Annotated in this window: 23 protein-coding genes; 15 read left to right on the forward strand and 8 right to left on the reverse strand. The window is 62.4% G+C overall.

Features of this window, described 5'->3' with window-relative positions:
- Positions 1-12 precede the first annotated feature (12 nt).
- Positions 13-510: a GAF domain-containing protein gene (locus tag V3C85_RS10255; RefSeq protein ID WP_331794984.1), complete on the forward strand. Its 498-nt coding sequence runs from the start codon at positions 13-15 to the stop codon at positions 508-510.
- 82 nt (positions 511-592) lie between these two features.
- Here V3C85_RS10255 and mnmA read toward each other — a convergent pair whose 3' ends face one another.
- Positions 593-1,729, reverse strand: coding sequence for a tRNA 2-thiouridine(34) synthase MnmA (gene mnmA / locus V3C85_RS10260; RefSeq protein WP_331794985.1), 1,137 nt, complete (start codon positions 1,727-1,729; stop codon positions 593-595).
- Positions 1,730-1,868: 139 nt separating this feature from the next.
- On the opposite strand from mnmA, the gene sciP reads away from it, so the two are divergent.
- The 4 genes from sciP (at position 1,869) to recG (ending at position 7,202) form a co-directional block, all read left to right on the forward strand.
- Positions 1,869-2,147 carry a CtrA inhibitor SciP gene (sciP, locus tag V3C85_RS10265; RefSeq protein WP_331794986.1) on the forward strand — a complete coding sequence of 93 codons (279 nt, stop codon included), beginning with the start codon at positions 1,869-1,871 and terminating at the stop codon, positions 2,145-2,147.
- Positions 2,148-2,239: 92 nt separating this feature from the next.
- Positions 2,240-2,947 carry a response regulator transcription factor CtrA gene (ctrA, locus tag V3C85_RS10270; RefSeq protein ID WP_331794987.1) on the forward strand — a complete coding sequence of 236 codons (708 nt, stop codon included), beginning with the start codon at positions 2,240-2,242 and terminating at the stop codon, positions 2,945-2,947.
- A 56-nt stretch (positions 2,948-3,003) separates the two neighbouring features.
- Entirely contained in the window at positions 3,004-5,121 is a 2,118-nt protein-coding gene (gene ligA / locus V3C85_RS10275; RefSeq protein WP_331794988.1) for an NAD-dependent DNA ligase LigA, read from the forward strand.
- Positions 5,118-7,202 carry an ATP-dependent DNA helicase RecG gene (gene recG / locus V3C85_RS10280; RefSeq protein WP_331794989.1) on the forward strand — a complete coding sequence of 695 codons (2,085 nt, stop codon included), beginning with the start codon at positions 5,118-5,120 and terminating at the stop codon, positions 7,200-7,202. Before ligA ends, recG begins: the two co-directional genes overlap by 4 nt.
- Before the next feature lie 329 nt (positions 7,203-7,531).
- Here the strand turns inward: recG and V3C85_RS10285 are convergent, their stop codons facing one another.
- Positions 7,532-7,981, reverse strand: coding sequence for an iron-sulfur cluster assembly scaffold protein (locus V3C85_RS10285; RefSeq protein WP_331794990.1), 450 nt, complete (start codon positions 7,979-7,981; stop codon positions 7,532-7,534).
- A 63-nt stretch (positions 7,982-8,044) separates the two neighbouring features.
- Between V3C85_RS10285 and hisI the strand changes: the two genes are divergently transcribed.
- Positions 8,045-8,404: a phosphoribosyl-AMP cyclohydrolase gene (gene hisI / locus V3C85_RS10290; RefSeq protein ID WP_331794991.1), complete on the forward strand. Its 360-nt coding sequence runs from the start codon at positions 8,045-8,047 to the stop codon at positions 8,402-8,404.
- 104 nt (positions 8,405-8,508) lie between these two features.
- Positions 8,509-9,111, forward strand: coding sequence for a superoxide dismutase (locus V3C85_RS10295; protein WP_331794992.1), 603 nt, complete (start codon positions 8,509-8,511; stop codon positions 9,109-9,111).
- Between the two features lie 63 nt (positions 9,112-9,174).
- On the opposite strand, the gene V3C85_RS10300 is transcribed toward V3C85_RS10295, so the two are convergent.
- Positions 9,175-9,729, reverse strand: coding sequence for an LOG family protein (locus V3C85_RS10300; protein WP_331794993.1), 555 nt, complete (start codon positions 9,727-9,729; stop codon positions 9,175-9,177).
- Positions 9,730-9,839: 110 nt separating this feature from the next.
- Here V3C85_RS10300 and V3C85_RS10305 point away from each other — a divergent pair, with 110 nt between their 5' ends.
- Both V3C85_RS10305 and V3C85_RS10310 read left to right on the forward strand, forming a co-directional pair.
- Positions 9,840-11,207: a LysM peptidoglycan-binding domain-containing protein gene (locus V3C85_RS10305; protein ID WP_331794994.1), complete on the forward strand. Its 1,368-nt coding sequence runs from the start codon at positions 9,840-9,842 to the stop codon at positions 11,205-11,207.
- A 100-nt stretch (positions 11,208-11,307) separates the two neighbouring features.
- Complete coding sequence (locus V3C85_RS10310; RefSeq protein WP_331794995.1) at positions 11,308-13,116, forward strand: ABCB family ABC transporter ATP-binding protein/permease; 1,809 nt, start codon at positions 11,308-11,310, stop codon at positions 13,114-13,116.
- A gap of 12 nt (positions 13,117-13,128) precedes the next feature.
- Here the strand turns inward: V3C85_RS10310 and V3C85_RS10315 are convergent, their stop codons facing one another.
- Both V3C85_RS10315 and V3C85_RS10320 read right to left on the reverse strand, forming a co-directional pair.
- On the reverse strand, positions 13,129-16,599 hold the full coding sequence (locus V3C85_RS10315; RefSeq protein WP_331794996.1) for an efflux RND transporter permease subunit: 3,471 nt from the start codon (positions 16,597-16,599) through the stop codon (positions 13,129-13,131).
- Positions 16,596-17,747 carry an efflux RND transporter periplasmic adaptor subunit gene (locus V3C85_RS10320; protein WP_331794997.1) on the reverse strand — a complete coding sequence of 384 codons (1,152 nt, stop codon included), beginning with the start codon at positions 17,745-17,747 and terminating at the stop codon, positions 16,596-16,598. Before V3C85_RS10320 ends, V3C85_RS10315 begins: the two co-directional genes overlap by 4 nt.
- Positions 17,748-17,994: 247 nt before the next feature.
- Between V3C85_RS10320 and V3C85_RS10325 the strand changes: the two genes are divergently transcribed.
- From V3C85_RS10325 to ndk, 4 genes are all read left to right on the forward strand, one after another.
- A complete protein-coding gene (locus V3C85_RS10325; protein ID WP_331794998.1) occupies positions 17,995-18,660 on the forward strand; it encodes a hypothetical protein in 666 nt (221 codons plus the stop codon).
- 57 nt (positions 18,661-18,717) lie between these two features.
- Positions 18,718-20,079, forward strand: coding sequence for a PQQ-like beta-propeller repeat protein (locus tag V3C85_RS10330; RefSeq protein WP_331794999.1), 1,362 nt, complete (start codon positions 18,718-18,720; stop codon positions 20,077-20,079).
- 64 nt (positions 20,080-20,143) lie between these two features.
- The gene (der, locus tag V3C85_RS10335) at positions 20,144-21,613 is read left to right on the forward strand and encodes a ribosome biogenesis GTPase Der (protein ID WP_331795000.1); all 1,470 of its coding nucleotides are present in this window, start codon (positions 20,144-20,146) and stop codon (positions 21,611-21,613) included.
- 107 nt (positions 21,614-21,720) lie between these two features.
- Positions 21,721-22,143: a nucleoside-diphosphate kinase gene (gene ndk / locus V3C85_RS10340; protein WP_331795001.1), complete on the forward strand. Its 423-nt coding sequence runs from the start codon at positions 21,721-21,723 to the stop codon at positions 22,141-22,143.
- A gap of 42 nt (positions 22,144-22,185) precedes the next feature.
- Here the strand turns inward: ndk and V3C85_RS10345 are convergent, their stop codons facing one another.
- Together V3C85_RS10345 and tkt are read right to left on the reverse strand one after the other, a co-directional pair.
- A complete protein-coding gene (locus V3C85_RS10345; protein ID WP_331795002.1) occupies positions 22,186-22,527 on the reverse strand; it encodes a TfoX/Sxy family protein in 342 nt (113 codons plus the stop codon).
- A gap of 484 nt (positions 22,528-23,011) precedes the next feature.
- The gene (tkt, locus tag V3C85_RS10350) at positions 23,012-25,027 is read right to left on the reverse strand and encodes a transketolase (RefSeq protein WP_331795003.1); all 2,016 of its coding nucleotides are present in this window, start codon (positions 25,025-25,027) and stop codon (positions 23,012-23,014) included.
- A 236-nt stretch (positions 25,028-25,263) separates the two neighbouring features.
- On the opposite strand from tkt, the gene V3C85_RS10355 reads away from it, so the two are divergent.
- Both V3C85_RS10355 and V3C85_RS10360 read left to right on the forward strand, forming a co-directional pair.
- Positions 25,264-25,800 carry a hypothetical protein gene (locus tag V3C85_RS10355; protein ID WP_331795004.1) on the forward strand — a complete coding sequence of 179 codons (537 nt, stop codon included), beginning with the start codon at positions 25,264-25,266 and terminating at the stop codon, positions 25,798-25,800.
- On the forward strand, positions 25,793-26,164 hold the full coding sequence (locus V3C85_RS10360; protein WP_331795005.1) for a cell division protein ZapA: 372 nt from the start codon (positions 25,793-25,795) through the stop codon (positions 26,162-26,164). The genes V3C85_RS10355 and V3C85_RS10360 overlap by 8 nt, the downstream gene beginning before the upstream one ends.
- A gap of 49 nt (positions 26,165-26,213) precedes the next feature.
- On the opposite strand, the gene grxD is transcribed toward V3C85_RS10360, so the two are convergent.
- Complete coding sequence (grxD, locus tag V3C85_RS10365) at positions 26,214-26,576, reverse strand: Grx4 family monothiol glutaredoxin (protein WP_331795006.1); 363 nt, start codon at positions 26,574-26,576, stop codon at positions 26,214-26,216.
- Positions 26,577-26,588 lie beyond the last annotated feature (12 nt).

The following is a 26,588-nucleotide window of genomic DNA, read 5'->3' on the forward strand; positions in this document are numbered from 1 at the left end:
GAGAGAGTGGCCATGCAAGACGATGCCTTCAGCCGGTTCACCGCCGCCCTTGCCGCCGCCACCGACCCCATCGCCCCACTTGCCGCCCTGCACCAGTTGGTGTGCGACACGGTTGGCGCGCAGTTGGTCACCGTGACATCGGTCGAAGATCAGGGCCGTCTTGCCCGCCGCAGCTATTCCAGCCATCCGGTCGAATATCCGGTGTCGGGCATCAAGATCGTCGAGCCAAGCCGCTGGAACGACATCGTTCTGGTGGGGCGGCACTGCTTTGTCGCCAATGCGCTGGCCGAGATTGCCGAGGTGTTTCCCGACCATCAGCTGATCGGCTCGATGGGCCTTGGCTCGGTGGTGAACATGCCGGTCATCCTGCGCGGCCAGATCGGCACGACACTTAATCTGCTGGATGCGCCGGGCTATTACACGCCAGACCGCGTGGCCTTTATCACCCGCCGTCTGACCCTGCCCACCATGGCCGCGCAACTGGCCCATGATGCCTTGCGCGCGGCGTGATCGGTTAGGTTTTTGGTGGATGTGGCTGGCTAAGCCTTTGATCTTTGTGGGGCGTCGGGCTGTCTCTGGCAGAGACACCCGATCACCGCCCCCGCCAGATCCATCCGCCCCCAAAGATCCGTCCGCCTTCGGGCGCATAAAAGACACAAGCCTGCCCCGCCGACACCCCGTCCTCGGGGTCCAGCAACTCCACCTCGGCTTCGGTGGCTGACAGCGGCCGGATTACCGCAGGCCGCGGCGGCCGGGTCGAGCGCACCTTGACGTTCAGATGCCACTCAGCCCGGCTGTCAAACGGCGCGTCCCCCAGCCAGTTGATCTCGCGCACCGGAATGATCCGCGTGGCAAGCGACTCTTTCGGCCCCACGATCACCCGCCGCGTCTCTGGGTCCAGCCGCACCACATACAGCGGATCACCCAACCCCCCGATCCCCAGCCCCTTGCGCTGCCCGATCGTGTAGTGAATGACCCCGCGATGCTGGCCCAGCACGTTGCCGTCCAGATCAACGATCTCACCCGGATCTGCCGCGCCGGGCCGCAGCTTTTCAATCACCGCCGCATAGTTTCCGTTCGGAACGAAACAGATGTCCTGACTGTCCGGCTTGTCGGCCACCGGCAACCCATATTTGGCCGCCAGGGCCCGCGTCTCGGCCTTGCTGGCCAGATGCCCCAAGGGGAAGCGCAGGTAATCCAGCTGTTCTGGTGTGGTGGAAAACAGGAAGTAACTCTGATCCCGGTTCGCATCCGCTGCCGAATGCAACTCTGGCCCCGCCACCCCCAGCTTGCGCTGGATATAATGCCCCGTCGCCATGCAATCGGCATCCAGATCGCGGGCGGTGGCCAGCAGATCCTTGAACTTCACCCTCTCATTGCAGCGAATGCAGGGCACCGGCGTTGCACCGGCAAGATAGGCGTCGGCAAACTCCTCGATCACCGCCTCACGGAAGGTATTTTCATAATCGAGAACGTAATGCGGAAAGCCCATCGTCTCGGCCACCCGCCGCGCATCGTGAATATCGCGGCCCGCACAACAGGCGCCCTTCTTGGCCAGTGCGGCCCCATGATCGTAAAGCTGCAGGGTGACGCCGACCACGTCATAGCCCTCTTCGGCCAGCATCGCGGCCACGACCGAACTGTCGACCCCCCCCGACATGGCCACGACAACCCGCGTGGCGGATGGGGGCTTTGGCAGCCCCAGCGAATTCAGCGGGTGATCAAGCATAACAAAGCCTTTCCGGGATTAAGGGGAATATAAGAAAATGCGCGCTACTCTCAACCCCCGAAGTCACATCCGCTTCACCAGTGCTTAAGCCTGATGGTGAACCATGGGCGCACGGCAAGGGAAGAGGACTGAGCCCGCAATGTATCTGAAACGTGTCGATGGCCCTCGGCAGATCACCCTGCCGGATGGAACCATCCTAAGTCGGGCCGATCTGCCCGACCCCAAGACCCGCCGCTGGGTGGCCAGCCGAAAGGCCGTTGTTGTGAAAGCCGTGGTCTATGGCTTGATCACCGAAGCCGAGGCGCTTGAACGCTATGCGCTGTCTCAAGAAGAGTTTTCCTTGTGGCGGCAGGCCGTTGAGAAGCATGGCGACGCTGCCCTGAAAGTCACTTTAATTCAGAAATATAGACAACTTTAAGTTGATTATTGCGCAGCCTCTGGCAGAGTAACTTCGCGTTAACCAATCACATTCAATCTCGTTAACGCACCTGTATTCCTGGAGAGAGATTTATGCGCATCCTTTTGATCGAAGATGACCCCACGACATCGCGCAGCATCGAACTGATGCTGACCCATGCCAACCTGAATGTGTATTGCACGGATCTGGGCGAAGACGGGGTCGATCTGGCCAAGCTGTATGATTATGATCTGATCCTGCTGGATCTGAACCTGCCCGATATGTCGGGCCATGATGTTCTGCGGCAATTGCGCAAGGCCCGCGTTGAAACGCCCATTCTGATCCTTTCCGGGGATGATGATACCGAAAGCAAGCTGAAAGGCTTTGGCTTTGGTGCGGATGACTACATGACCAAACCTTTCCACCGTGAAGAACTGGTCGCGCGCATCCATGCGATCATCCGGCGGTCCAAGGGGCACAGCCAATCGGTGATTCGCACCGGCACGGTGAATGTGAATCTGGATGCCAAGACGGTGGATGTGGATGGCAAGTCTGTGCATCTGACCGGCAAGGAGTATCAGATGCTGGAACTGCTGTCTTTGCGCAAGGGAACCACCCTGACCAAAGAGATGTTCCTGAACCACCTTTATGGTGGGATGGATGAGCCAGAGTTGAAGATCATTGATGTCTTTATCTGCAAGCTGCGCAAAAAACTGGCCGAGGCGACCGGGGGGCAGAATTACATCGAAACCGTCTGGGGGCGGGGATATGTGCTGCGCGACCCAAGTGCCCGTGATCGGAAGATGGCCGCGACGGCTTGAACCTTTACCTTACCCGGATGGCCCCCTAAACCTTGGGGCAAAGACGGGAGTAGGGAATGAAGGCGACAGCGGTAGAGCTTTTGTCGGAAGATGCGGCGCGAGAGGAGCTTGCCCGGCTGGCTGAGGCCATTGCCGAGGCGAACATCGCCTATCATACGCAAGATGCGCCAAAGCTGTCGGATGCCGATTTTGACGCCCTCAAGCAGCGAAACGCGCTGATTGAGGCGCGGTTTCCGCATCTGAAACGGGCCGACAGCCCCAGTGATCAGGTGGGCGCGGCGGTGGCGGATGGTTTTGGCAAGGTCACGCATCGGGTGCGGATGCTAAGCCTTGAAAACGCCTTTTACCCCGAGGATGTGACCGATTTCGTGGATCGGATTCGGAAATATCTGAATTATTCCGGTGACCTGCGGTTCACAGCTGAACCAAAGATTGATGGTCTTTCGCTGTCCTTGCGCTATGAATTTGGGCAATTGGTGCAGGCAGCGACGCGCGGCGATGGCGAAACCGGTGAAAATGTGACCGAAAACGCCCGCACGATTGCCGATATTCCACAGCACTTGCGACAGGCGCCCGAGGTGCTAGAGGTGCGTGGCGAAGTTTACATGTCGCACGCCGATTTTGCGGCGTTGAACACCCGTCAGGCCAGCCGGGGCGGCAAGACCTTTGCCAACCCGCGCAACGCCGCCGCCGGGTCATTGCGTCAGCTTGACGCCCGCATCACGGCCGCGCGGCCCTTGCGCTTTTTCGCCTATAGCTGGGGCGATCTGTCGGCCCCGCTGGCAGAGACGCAACTGGGCGCGATTGGGCGTTTGGCGGAAATGGGCTTTCAAACCAATCCGTTGACGGCCTTGTGTGATGGCCCGGCCAGCCTGATCGCGCAGTATCGCAAGATCGAAAGTCTGCGGCCAAGCCTTGGCTATGATATTGATGGCGTGGTTTACAAGGTGAACGATCTGGCCTTGCAGGCGCGGCTTGGGTTTCGCTCGACCACGCCGCGTTGGGCGATTGCGCATAAATTCCCGGCCGAACTGGCCTGGACCGATCTTTTGGGTATCGACATTCAGGTGGGGCGCACGGGGGCTTTGTCGCCGGTGGCGCGTCTGGCACCGGTGACGGTGGGCGGGGTGGTGGTCAGCAATGCCACTTTGCACAACGAAGATTACATCGCGGGGCGGGACAGCAAGGGGGCCGAGATCCGCGGTGGCAAAGATATTCGCATTGGGGATCGGGTGCAGGTTTACCGCGCCGGCGATGTGATCCCCAAGGTGGCGGATGTGGATATCAGTTTTCGCAAGAGTGACGCGCAAGCCTATGAATTTCCAACGGTTTGCCCAGAATGCGGCAGCCCTGCCATGCGTGAGGAAGGCGATTCCGTGCGCCGGTGCACGGGCGGGTTGATCTGCCCGGCGCAGGCGGTTGAACGGTTGAAGCATTTTGTCAGCCGCAATGCCTTTGACATCGAAGGTCTGGGCGCAAAGCAGGTTGAGATGTTTTTTCACGACCCTGATCTGGCGGTGAAAACCCCGGCTGACATTTTCACCATCGCATCAAGAGACGCTGCTAATGGTCTGAAAAGGCTGAAAAACAGGGATGGCTTTGGTGAAACGTCAGTCGCCAAGTTGTTTGCGGCGATCGAGGCCAAGCGGAACATTCCGCTGGATCGGTTGATTTTTGCCCTTGGCATCCGCCATGTCGGCGAAGTGGCGGCGCAGGTGTTGGCCAGGCATTTCAGCACATGGGCCGCGTTTGAGGCTGCGGTTACCCAAGCCGAGGAGGGCAATGCCGCCTGGGACAGTCTGCTGGCGATTGATGGGGTGGGCAAGACCATGGCCAGCAGCTTGGTGGCCGCCTTTGCCAATGAACAGGAACGCGCGGCGATTGATGCATTGGTGGCGCAGTTGCAGGTGCAGCCGGTGGTGTGGAAGGCCGCGACCGACAGCCCGGTGGCGGGCAAGACGGTCGTCTTTACCGGCACGCTGGAGAAGATGACGCGGGCCGAGGCCAAGGCGCGGGCCGAGGCTTTGGGGGCCAAGGTGTCGGGAAGTGTCAGTGCCAAGACGGATCTGCTGGTTGCGGGGCCGGGGGCCGGCTCCAAGATCAAGGACGCTGCGCGGCTGGGGATCGAGGTGCTGGACGAGGAGGGCTGGCTGGCCCTGATCGGCCCGGCATGAGCAGGCCCGAAGTCCTTTACCCTCTGTTCGCCGATCTGGAGACGCTGGAGGGGGTGGGGCCGAAATCAGCCCGTGCTTTTGAAGGTTTGGGTGTCGAGCGGCCCAGGGATCTGCTGTTTTTGCTGCCACATTCGGGGGTTGACCGGGGGCGTAAGGAATCTGTCCGCGAGGTGGTGCCGCCGGTGACGGTGACGATAGAGGTTGAGGTGGGGGTGCATTTCCCGCCCCGGCGCAAGGGCGGCCCCTATCGGGTGATGGTGCGCGATGCGCAATTGGATTGGGCCTTGGTGTTCTTCCATGCCCGCGCTGATTATTTGCAGCGTCTTTTGCCAACGGGGCAGCGGCGCATCGTTTCTGGCAAGATCGAGATGTTCGACGGGATTGCCCAGATGGTGCATCCCGACCATGTTCTGCGCCCTGAAGATGCGGGTGAATTGCCCCCCTATGAGCCGGTGTATCCGCTGACGGCGGGCATCACGCAAAAGCTGGTGGCCAAAGCGGTTCAGGCGGCTTTGGCGCGGCTGCCCGATGTGCCGGAATGGATCGATCCGGGCCAGAAGGCGCGGGAAGGCTGGCCCGATTGGGCGGCGGCGGTGCGGGCGGTGCACAACCCTGCCGGCGCGGCACAGCTGGCACCGACCGACCCTGCGCGTGCACGGCTGGCCTATGATGAGCTGTTTGCCCATCAACTGACGCTGTCCCTGGCCCGGGCCTCGGCTCGGCGGCAAAAGGGGCTGGCCAGTGTCGGCACGGGGGTTCTGAGCGCCAAGGTGCTGAAAAGCCTGCCCTATGAGCCGACAGGCGCGCAAAGCCGCGCGATTGCCGAGATTGCCGCCGATATGGCGCAGTCGCAGCGGATGAACCGGTTGTTGCAGGGCGATGTCGGCTCGGGCAAGACGCTGGTGGCCTTTATGGCGCTGCTGACGGCGGTCGAGGCGGGCGGGCAGGGTGTGATGATGGCCCCCACCGAAATTCTGGCCCGCCAGCATTATGACGGCCTGGCCCCGCTGGCGGCTGCAGCGGGGGTGTCGCTGGTCTTGCTGACCGGGCGCGACAAGGGGGGCGAGCGGGCGGCCAAGCTGCGCGCGCTGCACCAGGGCGAAACGGGCATTCTGGTGGGCACCCATGCGGTGTTTCAAAAGGATGTCGTGTTTCACGATCTGCGGCTGGCGGTGGTGGATGAACAGCACCGCTTTGGCGTGGCGCAAAGGATGGAACTGGGGGCCAAGGGCCGGGCGGTGGATGTGCTGGTGATGACGGCCACGCCCATTCCGCGCAGCCTTGCGCTGGCCAGCTATGGTGACATGGATGTGTCGGTGCTGGATGAAAAACCGGCTGGGCGCAAACCGATCAAGACGGCGCTGATCGCCACCAGCCGGATGGATGAGGTGGTGGCCCATCTGCACCGGGCTGTGGCGGATGGGCGGCAGGCTTATTGGGTTTGCCCTTTGGTCGAGGATTCGGAAGTGGTGGATTACGCCAGTGCCGAGGCGCGGTTTGCCCAGCTTAGGGCGGCTTTTGGGGATGGCGTGGGCCTTGTGCATGGGCAGATGCCCCCAGCGGAAAAAGACGCCGCCATGGCCCGCTTCGTGCGCGGCGAGACACGGGTTCTGGTGGCAACCACGGTGATCGAGGTGGGGGTGAACGTGCCCAATGCCAGCATCATGGTCATCGAGCGGGCCGAGATTTTCGGGCTGGCTCAGTTGCACCAGTTGCGGGGCCGGGTGGGGCGGGGATCGGCCGAGTCGACCTGCCTGTTGCTGTATCAGGCGCCGCTGTCAGAAACGGGCGAACGGCGGCTGAAAACCATCCGCGACAGCGAAGACGGTTTCAGGATTGCCGAAGAAGATCTGTCGATGCGGGGGGCGGGTGATCTGATCGGCACAGCGCAATCGGGCCTGCCGCGCTTTCGCGTGGCTGATCTGGAACGGCAGGCGGGGCTGATGGCGGTGGCACAATCGGATGCGCGGGCGCTGTTGCAGATCGACCCGGGCCTGACCGGGCCGCGGGGCACGGCGGCGCGGGTGCTGTTGTGGCTGTTGGATCAGGATCGGGCGATCCGTCTGATCGGTGTGGGGTGATTCATCAAACGTTCCGAAATGTTCTTAAAAAGTTCTTTACAAGCCCCGTTGGGTTGTGAGAACAATTAGGCAACACGGATATGGAGGATGCCATGATTGCCCAAGCCAAAGAGATCGTCGCCAAGTCGCGCGGGATGCTGATGGAAGATCTGGCCGGGGTGACGGCCCTGTTTCTGGGCCTGTTCGCTGTTCTGAGTTTCTGACTGCCTGCGGTCTGATTTCCGGCGCTTTGCCGCATCTGTCCCCATGCCCTGCATGTGATGCCGCCTGTCCTGCGCCCAGACACGCCACTTGCGCCGCCGTCCTGTGACGTGCGGCGTTTTTTTTGGTCAGGCGGTCTTGCTGGCCTGCGCTGCTGCCGCCGCTTCGGCTGCGGCCTCGACCGCCAGCAAGATCGAGGCGTGGCGGTTCTTGTAGTCACGCGCGGGCAGCAAAACCTCAAACCCGTCAAACGGGGCGGCGGGCACCGGGCCGTTTTCTTTCAGCATGGCTTTCAGCGCATCGCGGGCCATGGCCAGTTCGGGCGCGGTGCGCCCCAGCACGGCGCCCCCCAGCACGGCAGCGGCGGCTTGGCCCAAGGCACAGGCCTTAACATCCTGCGCAAAGGCCACAACCTTGCCCTCGGCCATCTGCAGATCAACGGTGACAGACGACCCGCACAGGGGCGAGCGTTTGCGCACGCTGGCCTGCGGGCTGGCCAACCGGCCCAGATGCGGAATGTCAGCCGCCAGTTCCAGGATGCGGCCGGAATAGAGTTTGATCAGATCGCTGTCGCTCACGGGCTTTTCCTTTCGCTGTTGCTTAGATAAACCCCAAAACGCGGTCCGCCAAGGAGAAGCCCGATGTCATTTGATCCGGCAAGCCTAAAGTATGACGAAAACGGCCTGATCCCCTGCATCGCGCAACAAGAAGGGTCGGGCGAGGTGCTGATGATGGCTTGGATGAATGCCCAAGCGGTGGCCAAAACGCTGGAAACGGGGCGTGTGACCTATTGGTCGCGCTCGCGTCGCCAGTTCTGGATCAAGGGCGAAACCTCGGGCCATGTGCAGCATCTGGTCGATCTGCGGGTTGATTGCGACCGCGATTGCCTGTTGGCCGTTGTGCGCCAAGAGGGGCCAGCCTGTCACACCAACCGGCGCAGTTGTTTTTACACGGCCCTGCGCGATGGGGTTGAAGTCGAGCTGACAAAGCCCATGCTATAGGGAACCGTCGGGGTGGATGTGAGTTTGATCCCATGAACCCTTGACCTTGCCGCGATAAACCGAACTATCTGCGGCAACCCGATACAGCCGAGAAAGGATACCAAATGGCTTTTACCCTTCCCGATCTGCCCTATGCCCGTGATGCGCTGGCATCGCTGGGGATGTCGAAGGAAACCCTCGAATATCACCACGACCTGCACCACAAGGCCTATGTCGATAACGGCAACAAGCTGATTGCCGGCACCGAGTGGGAGTCGAAATCGCTGGAAGAGATCGTCGCTGGCACCTATCAGGCGGGTGCTGTGGCGCAGAACGGCATTTTCAACAATGCCAGCCAGCACTGGAACCACAACCTGTTCTGGGAAGTGATGGGGCCGGGCGAAGACAAGAAGATGCCGGGCGCATTGGAAAAGGCGCTGGTCGAGGCCTTTGGGTCTGTCGCCAAGTTCAAGGAAGATTTCGCGGCCGCTGGCGCGGGCCAGTTCGGGTCGGGCTGGGCATGGCTGGTCAAGGATAAGGACGGCTCGCTGAAGGTGACCAAGACCGAGAATGGCGTGAACCCGCTGTGCTTTGGTCAGACCGCACTGCTGGGCTGCGATGTGTGGGAACATTCCTACTACATCGACTTCCGCAACAAGCGCCCCGCCTATCTGACCAACTTCCTAGAAAAGCTGGTGAATTGGGAAGCCGTGGCAGCCAAGCTTTAAGGCTATTGGCAGATCAGATCAGGCCCGTGCGATCGGTCGCGCGGGCCTTTTTCGTGCCTGTGCCTAGCCAAAGGCCGCCGTCAGGGCGGTTTCCAGCTGCGCGGGGCTGTCGATCAGGCGGCTGTGATCCAGCAGGCTGTGATCGGCAAAGCCTTCGGCGACCACATGCTTTAGAAGCGCTGTCAGGTTTTCCCAGTATCCATCTGTATTCAATAGAAAAATAGGCTTCTGGTGCAGCCCGATCTGGCGCCAGGTCAGCACTTCAAAGAATTCATCCAGACTGCCAGCCCCACCGGGCAGCACCACAATGGCGTCTGAATTCATGAACATCACCTTTTTGCGTTCGTGCATGTCCTCGGTCACCACAAGCTGGGTCAGATCGCGTTTGCCGACTTCGCGGTTCATCAGGTGAATGGGGATTATGCCCATAGTGGCACCGCCTGCGACTTGGGTCGCGCGGGCCACTTCGCCCATCAGCCCGACATCTCCGGCACCATAGACCAGCCGCCAGCCGTTACGCGCAATCATCTCGCCCGTCTGGCGGGCGGCATCGGCATAACTGGGGCGGGCACCGTGGCGCGAGCCACAAAAAACGCAGACAGATCGAAGGGCTGACATGGGGTTCTCCGGCTGTTTTCAGTTGCCTTTGTCTGGGATTGGGGGTTCCTATGCAAGGGGAACTGGGCAGCGGTGAGAGCCGGACAAGCCTGTCAGGAACGGGGATGGGAATGGCGTCTGGAAACGCTAAGGGGGGCGTTGCCAAGGCAGCGGTCGTGGTGCTTGGGGGGCTTGGGCTGGCTGTTTTGGCCAGTTTCTTTTTGCGTAGTGGCGATCCGGGGCAGCCTGCGGCTTTGGTCTCGGCCCCGGCGGAACCTGCGCCACAGGTGGACGAACGCGCTGATCTGCCGCGCCTGACCATCGACAATTGGCGGGTCGAGGCGGATGGCGCAGGTCTGATTTCGGGGCGTGCTGTGGCCGTGGCACAGATTTCGGTTCTGCTGGATGGGGCCGATGTGGCCTTTGGCACGGCGACCCCAGCCGGGGATTATGTGATCCTGTTCAATCTGGCCCCGAATGACCAACCCAGCCTTCTGACGCTGCGGGCCGTTCTGCCCGATGGCACCGCTTTGGCCGCGCCCGAGGCCATTGCCCTGGCGCCCAATCCGGGCCCGGTGCTGGCCGCGGCCCGGCCGTCTGAGGCCCCGCAAGACCCTGAGTCCCCGCAAGTCGCTAAGCAAGATCAGGCCGCCCCTGCGCCACAGCCAGAGGTGCCGACGGCCGTTCTGGTGACAGACGCCGGTGCAAAGGTCGTCGCTGATGCAACCGGGGCCGCTGCAGGCAGCCCTGCGGCGCTGACGATTGCGGCCATTGCCTATACGCCCGACGATCAGGTGCAGCTTTCGGGAACGGGCGGGCCGGGGCAGGTGGTTCGGCTTTACCTGGATAACCAACAGGTCGCCGAGGCCCCGGTTCTGCCCGATGCCAGTTGGCAGACCCTGTTGGGTGGTATCGTGCCGGGCGTCTATACCCTGCGCGCCGATCAGATTGATGACACCGGCAAGGTGACGGCGCGGTTTGAAACCCCGTTCAAACGCGAAACACCCGAGGCTTTGGCCGCCTTGACCCAGCCTAAGGCAAAAGCCGCCGCCGCCCCCCCGGAACCAACCGAAGGGGACGCCCCAGCCCGCGCCGAGCCGGCTGCGCCCACACCAGACACGGCCCCTGCCTTGGCCGAAGTGGCGGGCGACACCGCGGCGGAAGGGGCATCTGTGCCCGCTGAGATCACCGCAGCACCCGAACCGGGGCGCGTGGCGACCAACCCGCCCCCGCCCGCCGCACCCCAGCCGGTTGCGGCGACGCCGGGCGCGGCAACACCAGCCCCCACCTTGGCCGAGCCAGCGGCTGAGGCCGTGCCCGGCGCAGTGCCGCAAACAGTGTCGATCACCGTGCAGCCCGGTTTTTCGCTGTGGCGCATCGCGCGCGATACCTATGGCGACGGTGTGCTTTATGTGCAGGTGTTTGAGGCCAACAAGGACAAGATCGGCGATCCCGATCTGATCTATCCGGGCCAAGTGTTTGAACTGCCTCGGCCCTAGCAGATGTCGGGCGCGCGCCTGTGGCACAGGGCAAGTGTCGTTTCGGCCTCTGGTCATCGCGGCACAATCCGCCTAGGAATGTCGGTGAAGTGAGGCCCTGATGACATCCCAGACTGAAAAACCCGCCACCGGCGTGCAAACCATCACCCGCGTGATCCCCTATCTTTGGCCCGCCGACAAGCCTTGGGTCAAACGGCGGGTGGTGATCTCGCTGTCGATGCTTGTCTTGGCCAAGATCATCTCGGTCTCGACGCCGTTTCTTTACAAGCAAGCCGTCGATAGTCTGGCAGGCGATGCGCCGGATGCGGCCACGCTGTTGGGGCTGTCTGCGGTGGGGCTGACGATTGCTTACGGGCTTGCGCGTCTGATGACCGTGGGCTTTCAGGAATTGCGCGACGCGGTTTTTGTGCGGGTGGGCCAGCGGGCCTTGCGGCAATTGGCGCTGGAGACCTTCACCCATATTCACCGCCTTTCGCTGCGCTATCACATCACGCGCAAAACGGGGGGGTTAAGCCGGATCATTGAACGCGGGGTCAAAGGTGTCGATTTCCTGCTGCGCTTCATGCTGTTGTCGATCGGGCCGCTGATCCTGGAACTGACCATGGTCTCGATCATCTTTGCGCTGGTCTTTGGCCCGGCCTATTCGGCGGTCGTGGTGGTGGTGATTTCGCTTTATGTGACCTTTACCTTCAAGGTCACCGAATGGCGGGTGCAAATCCGGCGCGAGATGAATGCGCAGGACACGGATGCCAACCAAAAGGCCATCGACAGCCTGCTGAACTTTGAAACTGTCAAATATTTCAATGCCGAAAGCATGGAAGCCCGGCGCTATGACGGTGCCATGCAGCAATACGAAAAAGCAGCTGTCAAAACCGGTTTGTCGCTGGCGTTTCTGAACTTTGGCCAGTCGCTCTTGATCACTTCGGGCCTTGTGATCGTGATGGTGATGGCCGCGCGCGGGGTGCAGGCGGGCACGCTGACGGTGGGCGATTTCGTCATGGTCAACGCCTATATGATCCAGATCACCATGCCGCTGAACTTTCTGGGCACGGTGTATCGCGAAATCCGGCAGGCGCTGACGGATATGGGCGAGATGTTTGGCCTGTTGGGCCAACCTGCCGAAGTGGTGGACACGCCGGGTGCGCCTGACCTGGTGGTCAAGGGCGGCGAAGTGCGGTTTGATGACGTGCGCTTTGATTACGACCCGACGCGCCCCATTCTGAAAGGCATCAGCTTTACGGTGGCCCCCGGTCAGCGCATCGCGTTGGTGGGGCCTTCGGGATCGGGCAAATCAACCATCGCGCGGCTGTTGTTCCGGTTTTATGATGTGACAGGCGGGGCGATCCGCATCGACGGGCAGGATCTGCGCGATGTCACCCAAACCTCGATCCATGGGCAGATCGGCGTGGTGCCGCAAGACACGGTGCTGTTCAACGATACGATCTATTACAACATCGCCTATGGCCGCCCCGAGGCCAGCCGGAAAGAGGTAGAGGCCGCCGCCAAGGCCGCCCGCATTCACGATTTCATCCTGTCGCTGCCCGAAGGCTATGACACCACGGTGGGTGAACGCGGATTGAAACTGTCGGGGGGGGAAAAGCAGCGGGTGGGGATTGCGCGCACGCTGTTGAAGAACCCGCCGATCCTGATTCTGGATGAGGCGACCAGCGCGCTGGACACCCAGACCGAGCGGGACATTCAGGAAAGCCTGCTGCGCATGGGCGAGGGCCGCAGCGTGATCACCATTGCGCACCGTCTGTCGACGATTGCCGATGCCGATCAGATCATCGTGCTAGAGGCTGGCACCATCGTCGAGCGGGGCACGCATGACGATTTGCTGGCCAAGGGGGGGCGCTATGCCGCGATGTGGGCACGCCAATCGGCAGAGGAAGAGGAAGAGGCGGCCTGAACGCCGCCTGGTCTACCGCGATGTGTCGTCCCACTGGATCAGTGGGCCGGTGATCTGGCTGGCGGCGCGTTCCAGCGCCAGATCGCGCGCCGCAGTGCTTTGCTTGCCATGGGTCAGCGCCGACAGCACCGCCATGCTGCGATAGGCCCCGGCCCAGAACCAGATCCGCAGCGCCAATAGGGCCGGGGTCAGCACCAGTGTCAGCACTGTGGCGATGCCAAGGCCAAAGACCACGGCGGTTGCCAGTTGTTTCCACCACAGGGCTGATGGCGCATCGACGGTGTAGCCGCCGCCCAGAAAATCGACCGACAGGCCGAACATCATGGGCGCAAGGCCCGCCATGGTGGTGATCGTGGTCAACAATACCGGCCGCAGGCGCTGTTCGGCGGTGCGGGCCACCGCCTCCAGCTTTGGCATATAGCGGCTGAATTCCTGATAGGTGTCGATCAGGATGATGTTGTTGTTCACCACGATGCCCGCCAAGGCCACCACACCGGTGCCCGTCATGATGATGGAAAAGGTCTGGTCCATCACCAGCATTCCGATCAGCACGCCCGTTGTGGACAGCGCCACCGCCAACAGCACCAGAACCGCGTTATAGACCGAGTTGAACTGTGCCAGCAGGATGATGAACATCAACCCCAAGGCCCCGGCAAAGGCCTGCGCCAGAAAGGCGCCCGATTCCGCCTGATCTTCCTGATCGCCGGTAAAGGCCCAGCTGACGCCCGATGGCAGCGGGTTGGTGTTCAGCCATTCTGTCAATTGCTCGATCCGCTCGGTCGCGGTGATTGGCACGCCGTCGTCGCGGCTCTGGCCCTCGGCCACATCGGCGCGCACGGTGTACACCCGGGCCTCATCCACCCGGTCAATCCGGCCCAGCTTGGCCACCGGGGTGCGGGTGACAAAGTTTGACAGGGGCACAAGGCCCGATTCAGTGCGCACCTTCAAACTGTCAAGGGTCGAGAGCACCCGATCAGCTTCGGGCAGGCGCACGCGGATTTCGATTTCTTCATCCGATGTGTCAACGCGCATCGTATCCAGCAGCACCCCGCGGGTCACCAGTTGCACCATGCCGCCCACAGTGGCGACATCGGCGCCAAAGCGGCCTGCACTGGCGACATCCACGCGAATTTCCCAATCGATGCCGGGCAGGGGGCGGGTATCTTCCACCCCGATGATCCCGGCCATGCCCGCCATTTGCGCCCGCACGGCCTGAACGCCAAGGTCAAGCTGGGTGAAATCGTCGCCCGACAGGCGCAGCTGAATCGGCTTGCCCGAGGCCGGGCCGCCCTCTTGCGACAGCACTTCGATCTCTAGCCCCGGCAACTGGCGCAGCTTTTGCGTGACCCGTTCGATGATCGTATCGCCCAGCAGGTCGGGTTTGCCTTCACGCTGCTCCCACGGGGCAAGTTCCAGTTGAATCTGGCCCACCGAATCCAGCGGGGCCTGCGCGCCGCCGGTATTGGCATTCAGCCCACCCGATCCGGCAAAGGAAAAGGTCGAGGCGATGCCCGGCTCGCCCACGATCAGCGCCTCGGCTTGGCGCAGCAGGGCGTCTTTTTCGGTCAGTGACAGATTGCCACGCGCCCGCACATAGATGATCGCCTGTTCGGGTTCGGTATCGACAAAGAATTCCACGCCTTTGGCATTTTCTGCGTAATAGCCAAAGACCGTCACCACCGTGGCGACCACAGCGGCGATGGTGACCAGGGGCATCACCGGATTGCCCGTCAGCGCCCGGATCACCCAGCCAAAGGCCGTGTGGCGATAGCCTGCGGTGACCGGCGCGCGGCGCTGTGGCTTGGCGGCCTCAAGACTGATCGAGGCGAGGAACCCGCCAAGGGCTGTCACCGCCACCCCCGGCACAAGGCCCGACGCGCCGCGCAAGCCCAGCATCAGCGCCACGCCGCCAAACAGCACCGCCAGAGACAGCGGCACAAAGACCAGACGCAGCCACAGGGGCAGGGGGCGCAGGCCCTGGGCGATATACCCCAACCGCCGCGACAGCCGCCCCGCCACCCCGCCCATCACCGGCAGATACAACAAGGCCACCAGCAATGCAGCCGTCAGCACGAAGATCAGCGTGATGGGCAGCATCCCCATGAACTCACCCGCCACACCGGGCCAGAACAGCATGGGCAGAAAGGCGCAAAGCGTGGTCGCGGTGGAACTGATGATGGGCCAAAACATGCGTTTGGCGGCCTCGGTATAGGCCGACATCGGGCCGCTGCCTTCCTCGATCCGCTTGTCGGCATATTCGACAACCACGATGGCACTGTCGACCAACATGCCAACCGCCAGGATCAGGCCGAACATCACGATATTCGACACGGTAAAGCCAAGGGCCGCGAAAAAGGCAAAGGTCAGCAAGAATGTGGTTGGTATCGCAAACCCCACCAGCAGTGCCGACCTTGTGCCCAAGGTTGCCAGCACCACCACCATCACCAAGGCAATCGCCGTCAGGACCGAGCCTTCAAGTTGTTTCACCATGCCTTCGACATTGGTCGATTGATCCAGGGACGCCGATACGCTGATGCCGTTGCGCAGCGGCTCGGGCCATTTGGCCACTTCCTCATCCACCACGCGGCGCACCAGTTTGGTGGCGTCGATCAGGTTAAAGCCCTTGCGCTTGACCACCTGAATGGCAACCGTGGTTTCGCCATTGAACCGCGCGGTGCCGGTTGCATCTTCGAATGTCAGCCGGATTTCGGCCAGATCGCCCAGCGTGATCACCCGGTCGCCATTCACCTTGATGGGCAGGGCATAGATATCGGCTGCGCTGGAAAAGCTGGAGGGCACCTTGACGGCAAAGGCCCCTGTGGGGGTTTCCACCTCTCCGGCCGCGATCAACTGGTTGTTGCGGGTGACAACGGTGATCAGTTCGCCCGCGGTGACGTTATAGGCCTCCAGCCGCAGCGGGTCGATCATCACCTCCAGCATCTCGTCACGATGGCCCGCCAGTTCGGCCTTCAGCACCGGTTCCAGGCTGGTGATGCGCTTTTGCAGGTCTTTGGCCGTGCGCAACAGCGTGCGTTCGGGCACATTGCCCGACAGGGTGATGACCAGAATGGGAAATTCGCTGAAGTTGATTTCGTTGATCGAGTATTTGTCGGCCCCGGATGGAAACTTGGCCTCGGCCGTGTTCATCCGGTCGCGCACATCGGCGATGGTTTCGGCCTTGTCCCAGCCAAATTCGAATTCCAGCGCCACGCCGCCATAGTTTTCTGCCGCCGTGCCGGACATGGTTTTCAACCCGTCAAGGCCCGACAGCTCTTGCTCCATCACCTGAACCAGCAGCTTTTCGCTGTCGATGGCCGAGATGCCCGGAAACGGCACCGAGACAAACAGGGCGGGAATGTCGATATCGGGTTCGCCCTCTTTTGGCAGGCTGACATAGGCCGTGACGCCCGCCAGCACCGACATGATGATCAGCGCCACCACATAGCGGGCGCGCGCGGCGGCCCAATCGATCAGGCCGGTCATTGCCCGGCCCCTGACGCCATGGGGGCTGGCGCGGCGCTGACGATCACCTGCGTGCCATCGCGCACATATTCTTGCCCCAGGGTGATGATCCGGGCCTGCTCGGGCAGGCCGGTCACATAGACGCCGGCCACGGTGTCGCGCAGCACGCTGACCGGGGCGAACAGCGCGCGGTTGTCATCGCCCACCAGCCGCAGGCCCAAGGCGCCGCTGTCATCCAGCGTCAGCGCCGAAGCGGGCACCAGATGGGCCATCGCCCCTTCAGAGGCGATCAGGATTTCGGCCGTTTGCCCGTCGCGGATGGACAAATCGGCGTTTTCAACGGTGATTTCCACACGAAACGTCCGCGTTGCGGGATCAGATGACCGCGAAAGAAAGGTCACGCGCCCGGCAATCTCGCGCCCCGTGATCAGCCGCGCCCCGGCCATGGCGCCCACGCTGACGCGGTCCACCTCGGTTTCGGGCAAAAAGCCCACGATCTTGATCGGATCCAGTTGAATGATGGTGGCGCAAGCGCCGCCGGGTTGCAGCAACGCGCCCAGTTCGGCGGTATCGGTTTCCAGCAGGCCCTGAAACGGGGCCGTCAGCGTCAGGCGGTCGATCTCGGTCGCGGCGACGGCAACGGCGGCTTCGGCAGCTTGCAGGCCTGCCCGCGCCGCCTCTAGCGCGGCCATGGCCGAGATGCGCCGCGTTTCGCTGGCAAAGCCGCCTTCGGTCAATTGGCTGGCGGTGTCGAAATCGTTCTGGGCCTGTGTCAGGCGCGCGCGCGCTTCGGACAGGCGGGCTTGGGCCTCGGCGGCCTGTGCCGCGCGGGTGCCGGGATCAAGGCGGCACAGAACCTGCCCTTCGGCAACGAAACTGCCCCTGCGCAAGGGCGGCGACACGATCAGCCCGCTGGTTTCCGATTGCACGGTGACCTGCCGCGCGGCCTCGGTTCGGCCCCGCGCCACGACGGCATTCGGCACGGCCACGGCGACCGAATCCATCGCCACAACCGAAATCGGCGGGTTTTCCGGCAGGGGCGCGTCCTCGGGCGACGATACCGCGGCATCATCTGCGGCTTCGGGGGCGAACAGGCGGTCACGCTCGAACACGGCTAGGTAAAGGGCAGTGGCGACGGCAAGTGCCGTGATCGGGGGCAGGATGCGCATGATGTCCTCGTGACCATTTTTCGGTCCGGTTTGCCCGACCCAAAACTTTAGCCCTTTGAAACTTAGGCCGCATCATGGGTGTCTGCAAGTCAGCGCAAATCCGGGCCCTGCTGTCAGAGCCTTTGGGGCAGGGCTTGGCAAGCGCTTGTGCTTGCGTGTAAGACAGTGCGCAAGTCGGCCCTGTCGGTGACCGGGCGAAACTCGGTTATGGGCGGAACTTTGGCCCGCAAGTGAAAGCGCAAGTAACGTGAGCAACCCTGAAAGTTTCATCGACGAGGTGACCGAAGAGGTCCGCCGTGACCGCCTGTTTGGCCTGTTCCGCAAATACGGCTGGATCGGTGTTTTGCTGGTGGCCGGTGTTGTCGGTGGCACGGCATATAACGAATGGTCGAAATCACGCGCCGAAATGCGGGCCGAAGCCTTTGGCGATGCGCTGTTGGATGCGCTGGATCTGGGTGGCCCGGACGAACGCCGCGCCGCCCTGACGGCGATTCCGGCCGATGCCAGCCAAAGGGCGGTTCTTGATCTGATCCTGGCCAGCGACCCGGATGAAAACCGCGAGCAAACCTTGCAAGCCCTGGCCAAGCTTGAGGCGGACAGTTCCCAGCCGCAGGCCTATCGTGATCTGGCCACCTTGCGCCGGGTGATCCTTGCCGGGGCGGACATGCCGGTGGCGGATCGTCGTGCGGCACTTGCGGGTATTTCTGCGGCAGGCCGGGCCTTCCGCCCATTGGCGCTGGAGCAAGAGGCCTATCTTTTGCTGGAAGAAGGCAAAGCAGATGAGGCCTTGGCGGTGCTGACAGCACTGACCGAAGACCAGCAGGCGCCTGTTTCGTTGCGGGGGCGTGTCGGGCAAATGATCACGGTTCTGGGCGGCGATCCGCAGCCCGCGGCTGTGCAAAACGAGGGCTAAGACCGCTTGACGGCGGTCTGGGCCGTTGTGAAAGTGGCGAGATGAAGGGCGTTTGGGGTGACACGGGTGGCAAAGTCTAAGCTGAACTTGGGGATCACGGCCTTGGCCTCGACCCTGTTCCTGATCGGGTGCGAGCGTGAGTTGATCTTGCAGGGCGAACGGTTTCCCGTGCGCGCCGATCTGCAAGCTTCGGTCCGCGCCGAAGGGGAACCCGCCCCGGTGGCCCCGCCCGACCGGCCGGAAAACCAGTCGGTCGCCATTGCGCTGCCCGCAGCTTCGGCCAATGCCGAATGGACGCATCGCGGCGGCAATGTGCAACATACCTCGCCCCACGGGCAATTGTCGGCCACGCCGCAGCGGATCTGGTCGGCCAATATCGGCACCGGCAGCAGCCGCAAGAATCGTGTGGCCGCCTCGCCGGTCGTGTCGGGCGGGCGCATTTTTACCATCGACAGCAAGTCCTTGGTGGTGGCCACAGGCAACAATGGGGCCACCCTTTGGAAGGCTGATCTGACGGCCAAGTTTGACCGCGGTGGTGATTTGTCGGGCGGTGGTCTGGCCTTTGGCGAGGGCGCCCTGTTCGCCGCAACAGCCTATGGCGAGTTGGTGGCGATCGAGCCGAGCACTGGCAAATTGTTGTGGCGGCAACGGCTGGACAGCCCCGTGGCGGGTGCCCCCACGGTTGACGGCGGCACGGTTTATGTTTCCACCCGCGATGGTGCAGGTTTTGCGGTTGATGCCAAAAACGGTCTGGTCAAGTGGACGATTGCTGGCGCCTCCAGCACGGCCTCGGTGATGGCGTCGGCATCGCCCGCGATCGTTGGGCGCAATGTGGTGTTCCCCTTTGCCAGCGGTGAATTGCTGGCGGCGTTGCGGTTGAACGGCACCCGTGTCTGGTCTGCCCCCGTGACAGGGCAGCGGCCGGGCCGGGGCTATCAGGGCCTGACCGATGTGACCGGTGACCCCGTTGTTGTGGGGGGCACGATTTATGCCGGCACCGCTGCGGGCCGCACGGCGGCGATTGATGCGGGCACCGGCGCGCGGGTCTGGACTGCCGTCGAAGGCGCGCTGAACCCGCCGCTTGTTGTTGGGGGGTCTGTTTTCGTCGTCAATGACGAGGCGCGTTTGGTGCGTCTTGATGCGGCAACCGGCGCGGTGATCTGGTCTGCCGAGATGCCCTATTTCGTCAAGGACAAGCCCAAGCGGCACAAGGCCATTCATGCCCATTACGGGCCGGTTCTGGCGGGCGGGCGTATTGCGGTGGTGTCGTCTGATGGGCTGCTGCGGCTGTTCAACGCGACCAATGGGGCGATGGTTCAAACCATTGAGATCCCAGGCGGTGCTGCTGCTGCCCCGGCCTTGGCGGGGGGTGTTCTCTATGTCGTTTCGGCCAGCGGGCAACTTCACGCTTTCCGTTGACGGCAATCCCCTGTAAAGGGGGCGGCTTGACAGTGACCCGGACAAAAGCAGGCATTCCACGGCCATGAGTTTTACCCTAGCCATCGTTGGCCGCCCGAATGTGGGCAAATCGACCTTGTTCAACCGACTTGTCGGGCGCAAGCTGGCGTTGGTCGATGACCAGCCGGGTGTGACGCGCGATCTGCGCGAAGGCGATGCCAAGATATTCGACATGCGCTTTACCGTGATCGACACTGCCGGTCTGGAAGAAGTGACAGACGACAGTCTTCAGGGCCGGATGCGGCGATTGACCGAACGCGCGGTCGATATGGCCGATATCTGCCTGTTTCTGATCGACGGGCGTGTTGGCGTGACGCCGACGGATCAGGTTTTCGCCGAGATCCTGCGCAAAAAGGCGGCGCGGGTGATCCTGGGCGTGAACAAGGCCGAGGGGCGTGCCGGTGAAGATGGGGCGCTAGAGGCGTGGAGCCTGGGCTTGGGCGAGCCTTTGCGCCTGTCGGCCGAGCATGGGGAAGGGATCGACGATCTTTACCATGTGCTGAAACCGCTTGAGGGCGAATTTGCCGAGCGTGAGGCGTTGAACGCGCCTTTGGTTGATCAAGACATCTCGGAAGAAGAGGCCGAGGCCGAGCCTGATGAAACTGCGCATCTGCCAACCGCAAAAAAGCCGTTGCAGATTGCCGTGATTGGTCGCCCGAATGCGGGCAAATCGACCCTGATCAACAAAATTCTGGGCGAAGATCGCCTGCTGACCGGGCCCGAAGCGGGGATCACCCGCGATGCCATTTCGGTGCGCAGCGATTGGATGGGCACTCCGGTGCGCATCTTTGATACGGCCGGGATGCGCAAAAAGGCCAAGGTCACGGAAAAGCTGGAAAAGCTGTCAGTGGCCGATGGTCTGCGGGCAGTGCGCTTTGCCGAAGTGGTCGTGGTGCTGCTGGATGTCGAGATTCCGTTCGAGACGCAGGATCTGCGGATCGCCGATTTTGCCGAAACCGAAGGCCGCGCCGTGGTGGTGGCCGTGAACAAATGGGATCTTGAGGACGAAAAGCAGGAAAAGCTGGCCGAACTGAAGGAAATGTTCGATCGCCTGCTGCCGCAGTTGCGCGGCGCGCCGTTGGTGACGGTTTCGGCCAAAACGGGGCGGGGCCTTGACCGGCTGCATGACGCCATCCGCCGGGCGCATGATGTGTGGAACCGCCGGATCTCGACCGCCAAGCTGAACACCTGGCTGGGCGCGATGACCGAGGCCCATCCGCCGCCAGCCCCCGGGGGGCACCGCATCAAGCTGCGCTATATCACCCAGGCCAAAACACGCCCGCCAGGCTTTGTCATCAAATGTTCGCGCCCAGATGAATTGCCAGAAAGCTACAAGCGCTATCTGGTCAATGGGTTGCGGGATCATTTTGATATGCCGGGCACCCCCATCCGCCTGTTCTTCCGCAGTCAGGCGAATGAGAACCCGTGGAAGGAACGCAAGTTCCACACCCCCAGCCGGTTGCGCAAGCACAAGGCAAAGAACACAGGCGAGTGAATCCGGGGCTGCCCCGTCTTTTCAACGCATCCAGTGCGTGCTAGTCACGCGCCGCAAATCATCACGAGGCAGGGCAGGTGCCCTGACCGCATTCAGGAGACGCCGAAATGGCCATCGAACGTACGCTTTCCATCATCAAACCCGACGCGACCAAGCGCAACCTGACCGGCAAGGTCGTTGCCAAGTTCGAAGAAGCCGGCCTGCGGGTTGTGGCGTCCAAGCGCATTCACCTGTCGCCTGCTCAGGCTGGCCAGTTCTATGCCGAGCACAAAGAGCGCCCCTTCTATGGCGAGCTGTGCAGCTTTATGGCGTCGGAACCGGTTGTGGTTCAGGTACTGGAAGGCGAAGGCGCCATTGCCAAGAACCGTGAAGTCATGGGCGCGACCGACCCGGCCCAAGCCGCCGACGGCACGATCCGCAAGGAATTTGCACTGTCCAAGGGCGAAAACTCGGTTCACGGATCCGACAGCCCCGAGTCGGCTGCGCGTGAAATCGCGTTCTTTTTCTCGGGTCTTGAACTGGTTGGCTGATCGCCAGCCCTGATCGTCGGGGTTTGGGGTTGTGCGACCCCTTCAGCCGCGCCGCTCGACCACGCCAAAGAACTGAAGGGCCGTCTCCAGATCGGAGCGGCCCTTTTCTGTTGTGCCGATCAAGCTGGCTTTGATCTGGTCAAACCGTAGCCGCAGGGCCTTTTTCTCTTCGCCCTTGCAGTCATTCCAGGGGCGGCCCTGCAGGCCCATCACCAAGACATAATAGCCGATGAAATGCGGCTGTGTGCCCGCCAGCAACAGCCGCCGATAGCCTTCGTCGGCACCCAGGGCGCGCAACTCGGCTGCGCTGTGGATGCCTGCCTTGGCAAAGGCCGCTTCGCTGGCCGGGCCAAGGTTGGGGATGGACGAGACGGGGTCAGACATGGGCGGCCCTTTTCTGCGGAACCCGTGAATCAAAACGGGGCCAGCGTGACCGCCGACCCCGGAAATGGCAAGAGATGTGCTTGCCTTGTTCGTTCTGTCAGATTGACGCCCAATCCTTGAACACGGTTGCGCCGCCTTGCTGTTGCTGCGGGGCGCTGCCGCCTTGTTGCTGCTGTTGCTGCCCGCCTTGCTGGCTGGGGGTCGAATTCTGTTGCGTGGCCAATTTCTGCTCCATCTGACCGTTTGCGATGCCCGTATCTTCAGCATTTGCGCGCAAAGTGGCTGGCGCAAGCCGAAATCATGACATTCGCGTGTCGCTTTACTGGCACCGTGCGCCAACAGCAACAGCCAACGCATCACAAGCCGAGTAGCGGGGGGATGCGGTCGGCGTCTTTCCGCCACAGCTGGTGGCCGGGGGTCGCATAACAAAAGCCCCCTGCGCGGATGGCACAGGGGGCTTTTGCATGTGTCTGGCGGCAGGCGCTTACAGCAGTGCTTTGGCCTTTGCCACGGCGGCTTCGGCGGTGATGCCGAATTCCTTATACAGCCGGTCATAGGGGGCCGAAGCCCCAAAGCTGGACATGCCAACGAAATCGGCTTTGGTGTCGCGGCCACGCTCTCCCAGCAGCCAACGATCCCAACCTTGGCGCACACCTGCCTCGATCGCGATGCGCACGGGGCCGCCCGGCAGCACTTTCTTGCGCCAGGCCTCGTCTTGCTGGGCAAACAGTTCCATCGACGGCATCGAAACAACACGGGTGCCGATGCCTTCGGCTTCAAGCATGTCACGCGCCTTGAGGGCGATTTCCACCTCGGACCCGGTGGCCATCAGAATGACCTGGCGCTTGCCGGTCGCCTCGGCCAGCACATAGGCGCCCTTGGCCGACAGGTTCTGATTGGTATGGGTCTTGCGCACGGTCGGCAGGTTTTGCCGCGACAGGGCAAGCACCGATGGCGTGGCAGTCTGTTGCAGCGCGACTTCCCAGCATTCGGCCGTTTCGACCAGATCGGCAGGCCGGAACACCAGCGTATTGGGCGTGGCCCGGCTGATGGCCAGATGCTCGACGGGCTGGTGGGTCGGGCCATCTTCGCCCAGACCGATGCTGTCATGCGTCATGACATAAACCACCGGAATGCCCATCAGGGCCGACAGGCGCATCGAGGGGCGGGCATAGTCGGTAAAGGCCATGAACGTGCCCGAATAGGGCCGCACGCCGCCATGCAGCGCCATGCCATTCATGGCTGCCGCCATGCCATGTTCACGGATGCCGTAATAGACGTAACGGCCCTTGCGGTCCTCGGCAGAGAACACGCCCAGATCGGCGGTTTTGGTGTTGTTCGACCCGGTCAGGTCGGCCGAGCCGCCCATGGTTTCGGGCATCACCGGGTTGACGACCTGCAAGACCTTTTCGCTGGCCGAACGGGTTGCCAGCTTGGGGGCATCAGCCACGGCCTGCTTTTTCAGGGTGCGGATCACATTGCCCAGCTTGGCCGGGGCCTCTCCGGCGAAAATGCGGGCGAATTCGGCCTGTTTGGCGGGGGACAGGGCCGCCAGACGCTCTTGCCAGGCGGCGCGCGCCTCGGCCCCCTTGCGGCCAACGCCTTCCCACCATGTCTTTACATCGGCGGGCACGTCGAACGGGCCGTGGTTCCAGCCATAGGCGGCCTTGGCGGCCTCAAGCTGCGCCTTGTCGGTCAGGGCGCCGTGACCCTTGGAGGTGTCCTGGGCGGCATGGCCGATGGCGATATGGGTTTTGCACGCAATCATGGCCGGGCGGGCCGAGGCTTTGGCGGCGGTGATGGCGCGGTCAATGTCTTCGGGGTCATGCCCATCACATTCGAACACATCCCAGCCCGATGCCGCAAACCGGGCCTTTTGATCGGTGATGTCGGACAGCGAAACCTTGCCGTCGATGGTGATGCCATTGTCATCCCACAGCACGATCAGGCGCGACAGTTGCAGTTTGCCCGCCAGACCGATGGCTTCCTGACTGACGCCCTCCATCAGGCAACCATCGCCTGCGATCACATAGGTAAAGTGGTCCTGGATCTTGGCCCCCCAGCGGGCGCGCAGGTTTTCTTCGGCAATGGCAAAACCGACAGCATTCGAGATGCCCTGGCCCAAGGGGCCGGTGGTGGTTTCGACGCCAGAGACATGGCCGAATTCGGGGTGCCCCGCCGTGATGGCGCCCCACTGGCGGAAGGCCTTGATCTGGTCAAGGGTGACATCGGCATAGCCTGTCAGATACAGCAGCGAATAGATCAGCATCGAGCCATGGCCCGCCGACAGGATGAACCGGTCACGGTCGGCCCAGCGGGGGGCCGAGGCGTCGAACTTCAGGTGGTTCGAAAACAGCACCGTTGCGACATCGGCCATGCCCATCGGCATGCCCGAGTGGCCAGAGTTGGCGGCGGCGACGGCGTCAAGCGTCAGCGTGCGGATGGCGGTGGCGCGCATCCAGTGATCGGGATGGCGGGCGCGTAGGGTCTGGATGTCCAAGGCCGTTTTCCTTGTGCTGCGAAAAGGGGTCGTGGGTTCCTTATCACCCCAAGCGCCAAGTTCAAGCAGACCTTGTGCTGAAAACCGCCAAGTGCTTGACAGATATGGGCGGTGAACCTTTGCCGATTGGGGTAAGATCGGGGTTGACGCCATCGGCTGCGATTCGCACTGTGGCATGGGGTGCGGCCTGTCAGGGTCGCCCAAAAAATGACCGGGACAACCGGGAAAGAGGGGGCATGGATAACATTGCCGAACTAGAGCGCCGGATCACGGCGGCTTTGATGCGGATTGATCGCGGGATCGACGCCCTGTCGCGCCCGCCTGTGGTGGCCGATGGGGCCCCGGTGGCCACGCTGGCCGATGGTGAGGCAGAGGCCGAGATTGCCCGCCTGAACGAAGCGCTGGATGACGAGCGTGTGGTTTCGGCGCAGTTGCAAGAACGGCTGCGCGCCTTGAAAGACAAGGAAACCGCGTTGACCCAGCCGCTGGAGGCCGAGGTGGACCGGTTGACCAAGCAGTTGGACGTGCAGGGGCTGGAAATGCAGCGTCTGAAAAAGACGGTCGTTCTGCTGCGCGAACAATTGCGTGCCATGACCGATGCCATGGCCGAAGACCGGGTAGAGCCGCATCTGATCAACAAGGCGATGCTGGCCGAGCTGGAGGCTTTGCGTGCCCTGCGCTCGGCCGAGACGGTCGAGTTGGACGAGATCATCTCGGCGCTTGACCCGCTGGCCGCACCTGCCGCGAAAGAGGGGGCCGAGACAGATGCCTGACGTCACGATTACAATCGGGGGCCGCGATTTTCAGGTGGCCTGCCAGACCGGGGAAGAACACTTTCTGCGCGCGGCTGCCGGGATGCTGAATGCCGAGGCTGATCCCTTGGTGCAACAGATGGGCCGTCTGCCCGAGGCGCGGATGCTGCTGATGGCGGGGCTGATGTTGGCAGACAAGACCGCCGCCGTTGAAGATGAGCTGCGCCAACTGAAAGCCCGGCTGACCGAGCTGGAGGCCCGCCCAGCCCCGCAGGCGGAAAAGGTTGAGGTGCCGGTCATCCCGCCGCAATTGCGTGAAACCCTTGCCGAAATCGCGGCGCGGGCCGAGGCGCTGGCAGATCGGGTGGATGACAAGGCTGACTAAAGGAAAACCCGCCCAAAGGCGGGTTTTTTCATGCTTTGGTCGGGATGGGTCAGCCGTTGTTGGCTTCGCGGATCTTGTCGGCAGCCTCTTTGTTAAAGGCGACACCGTTGGTTTCAAACAACTGATCCAGTTCGCCCGACAGGGTCATTTCCGTGACAATGTCACAGCCGCCCACGAATTCCCCTTTGACATACAATTGCGGAATGGTTGGCCAGTCGGAGAAATCCTTGATGCCCTGACGGATCTCTGGATCGGCCAGCACGTTCACATCGGCGAATTCCACGCCCATGTAGTTCAGCACCCCCGCAACGCGAGACGAGAACCCGCATTGCGGCATCATCTTGGTGCCTTTCATGAACAAAACGACGTCGTTCTTTTCAACGGTTTCGCGGATCTGGTCCAAAGCGGTCATGTCTGTTTCCTT

This window comes from Pseudotabrizicola sp. L79, assembly GCF_036553525.1.
In the GTDB taxonomy this organism is placed as follows: Bacteria; Pseudomonadota; Alphaproteobacteria; order Rhodobacterales; family Rhodobacteraceae; genus Pseudotabrizicola.

Coding starts and splice junctions, on each gene's coding strand:
- V3C85_RS10255 (WP_331794984.1), top strand. CDS start 13: ATGCAAGACGATGCCTTCAGCCGGTTCACCGCCGCCCTTGCCGCCGCC.
- mnmA (WP_331794985.1), bottom strand. CDS start 1,729: ATGCTTGATCACCCGCTGAATTCGCTGGGGCTGCCAAAGCCCCCATCC.
- sciP (WP_331794986.1), top strand. CDS start 1,869: ATGTATCTGAAACGTGTCGATGGCCCTCGGCAGATCACCCTGCCGGAT.
- ctrA (WP_331794987.1), top strand. CDS start 2,240: ATGCGCATCCTTTTGATCGAAGATGACCCCACGACATCGCGCAGCATC.
- ligA (WP_331794988.1), top strand. CDS start 3,004: ATGAAGGCGACAGCGGTAGAGCTTTTGTCGGAAGATGCGGCGCGAGAG.
- recG (WP_331794989.1), top strand. CDS start 5,118: ATGAGCAGGCCCGAAGTCCTTTACCCTCTGTTCGCCGATCTGGAGACG.
- hisI (WP_331794991.1), top strand. CDS start 8,045: ATGTCATTTGATCCGGCAAGCCTAAAGTATGACGAAAACGGCCTGATC.
- V3C85_RS10295 (WP_331794992.1), top strand. CDS start 8,509: ATGGCTTTTACCCTTCCCGATCTGCCCTATGCCCGTGATGCGCTGGCA.
- V3C85_RS10300 (WP_331794993.1), bottom strand. CDS start 9,729: ATGTCAGCCCTTCGATCTGTCTGCGTTTTTTGTGGCTCGCGCCACGGT.
- V3C85_RS10305 (WP_331794994.1), top strand. CDS start 9,840: ATGGCGTCTGGAAACGCTAAGGGGGGCGTTGCCAAGGCAGCGGTCGTG.
- V3C85_RS10310 (WP_331794995.1), top strand. CDS start 11,308: ATGACATCCCAGACTGAAAAACCCGCCACCGGCGTGCAAACCATCACC.
- V3C85_RS10315 (WP_331794996.1), bottom strand. CDS start 16,599: ATGACCGGCCTGATCGATTGGGCCGCCGCGCGCGCCCGCTATGTGGTG.
- V3C85_RS10320 (WP_331794997.1), bottom strand. CDS start 17,747: ATGCGCATCCTGCCCCCGATCACGGCACTTGCCGTCGCCACTGCCCTT.
- der (WP_331795000.1), top strand. CDS start 20,144: ATGAGTTTTACCCTAGCCATCGTTGGCCGCCCGAATGTGGGCAAATCG.
- ndk (WP_331795001.1), top strand. CDS start 21,721: ATGGCCATCGAACGTACGCTTTCCATCATCAAACCCGACGCGACCAAG.
- V3C85_RS10345 (WP_331795002.1), bottom strand. CDS start 22,527: ATGTCTGACCCCGTCTCGTCCATCCCCAACCTTGGCCCGGCCAGCGAA.
- V3C85_RS10355 (WP_331795004.1), top strand. CDS start 25,264: ATGGATAACATTGCCGAACTAGAGCGCCGGATCACGGCGGCTTTGATG.
- V3C85_RS10360 (WP_331795005.1), top strand. CDS start 25,793: ATGCCTGACGTCACGATTACAATCGGGGGCCGCGATTTTCAGGTGGCC.
- grxD (WP_331795006.1), bottom strand. CDS start 26,576: ATGACCGCTTTGGACCAGATCCGCGAAACCGTTGAAAAGAACGACGTC.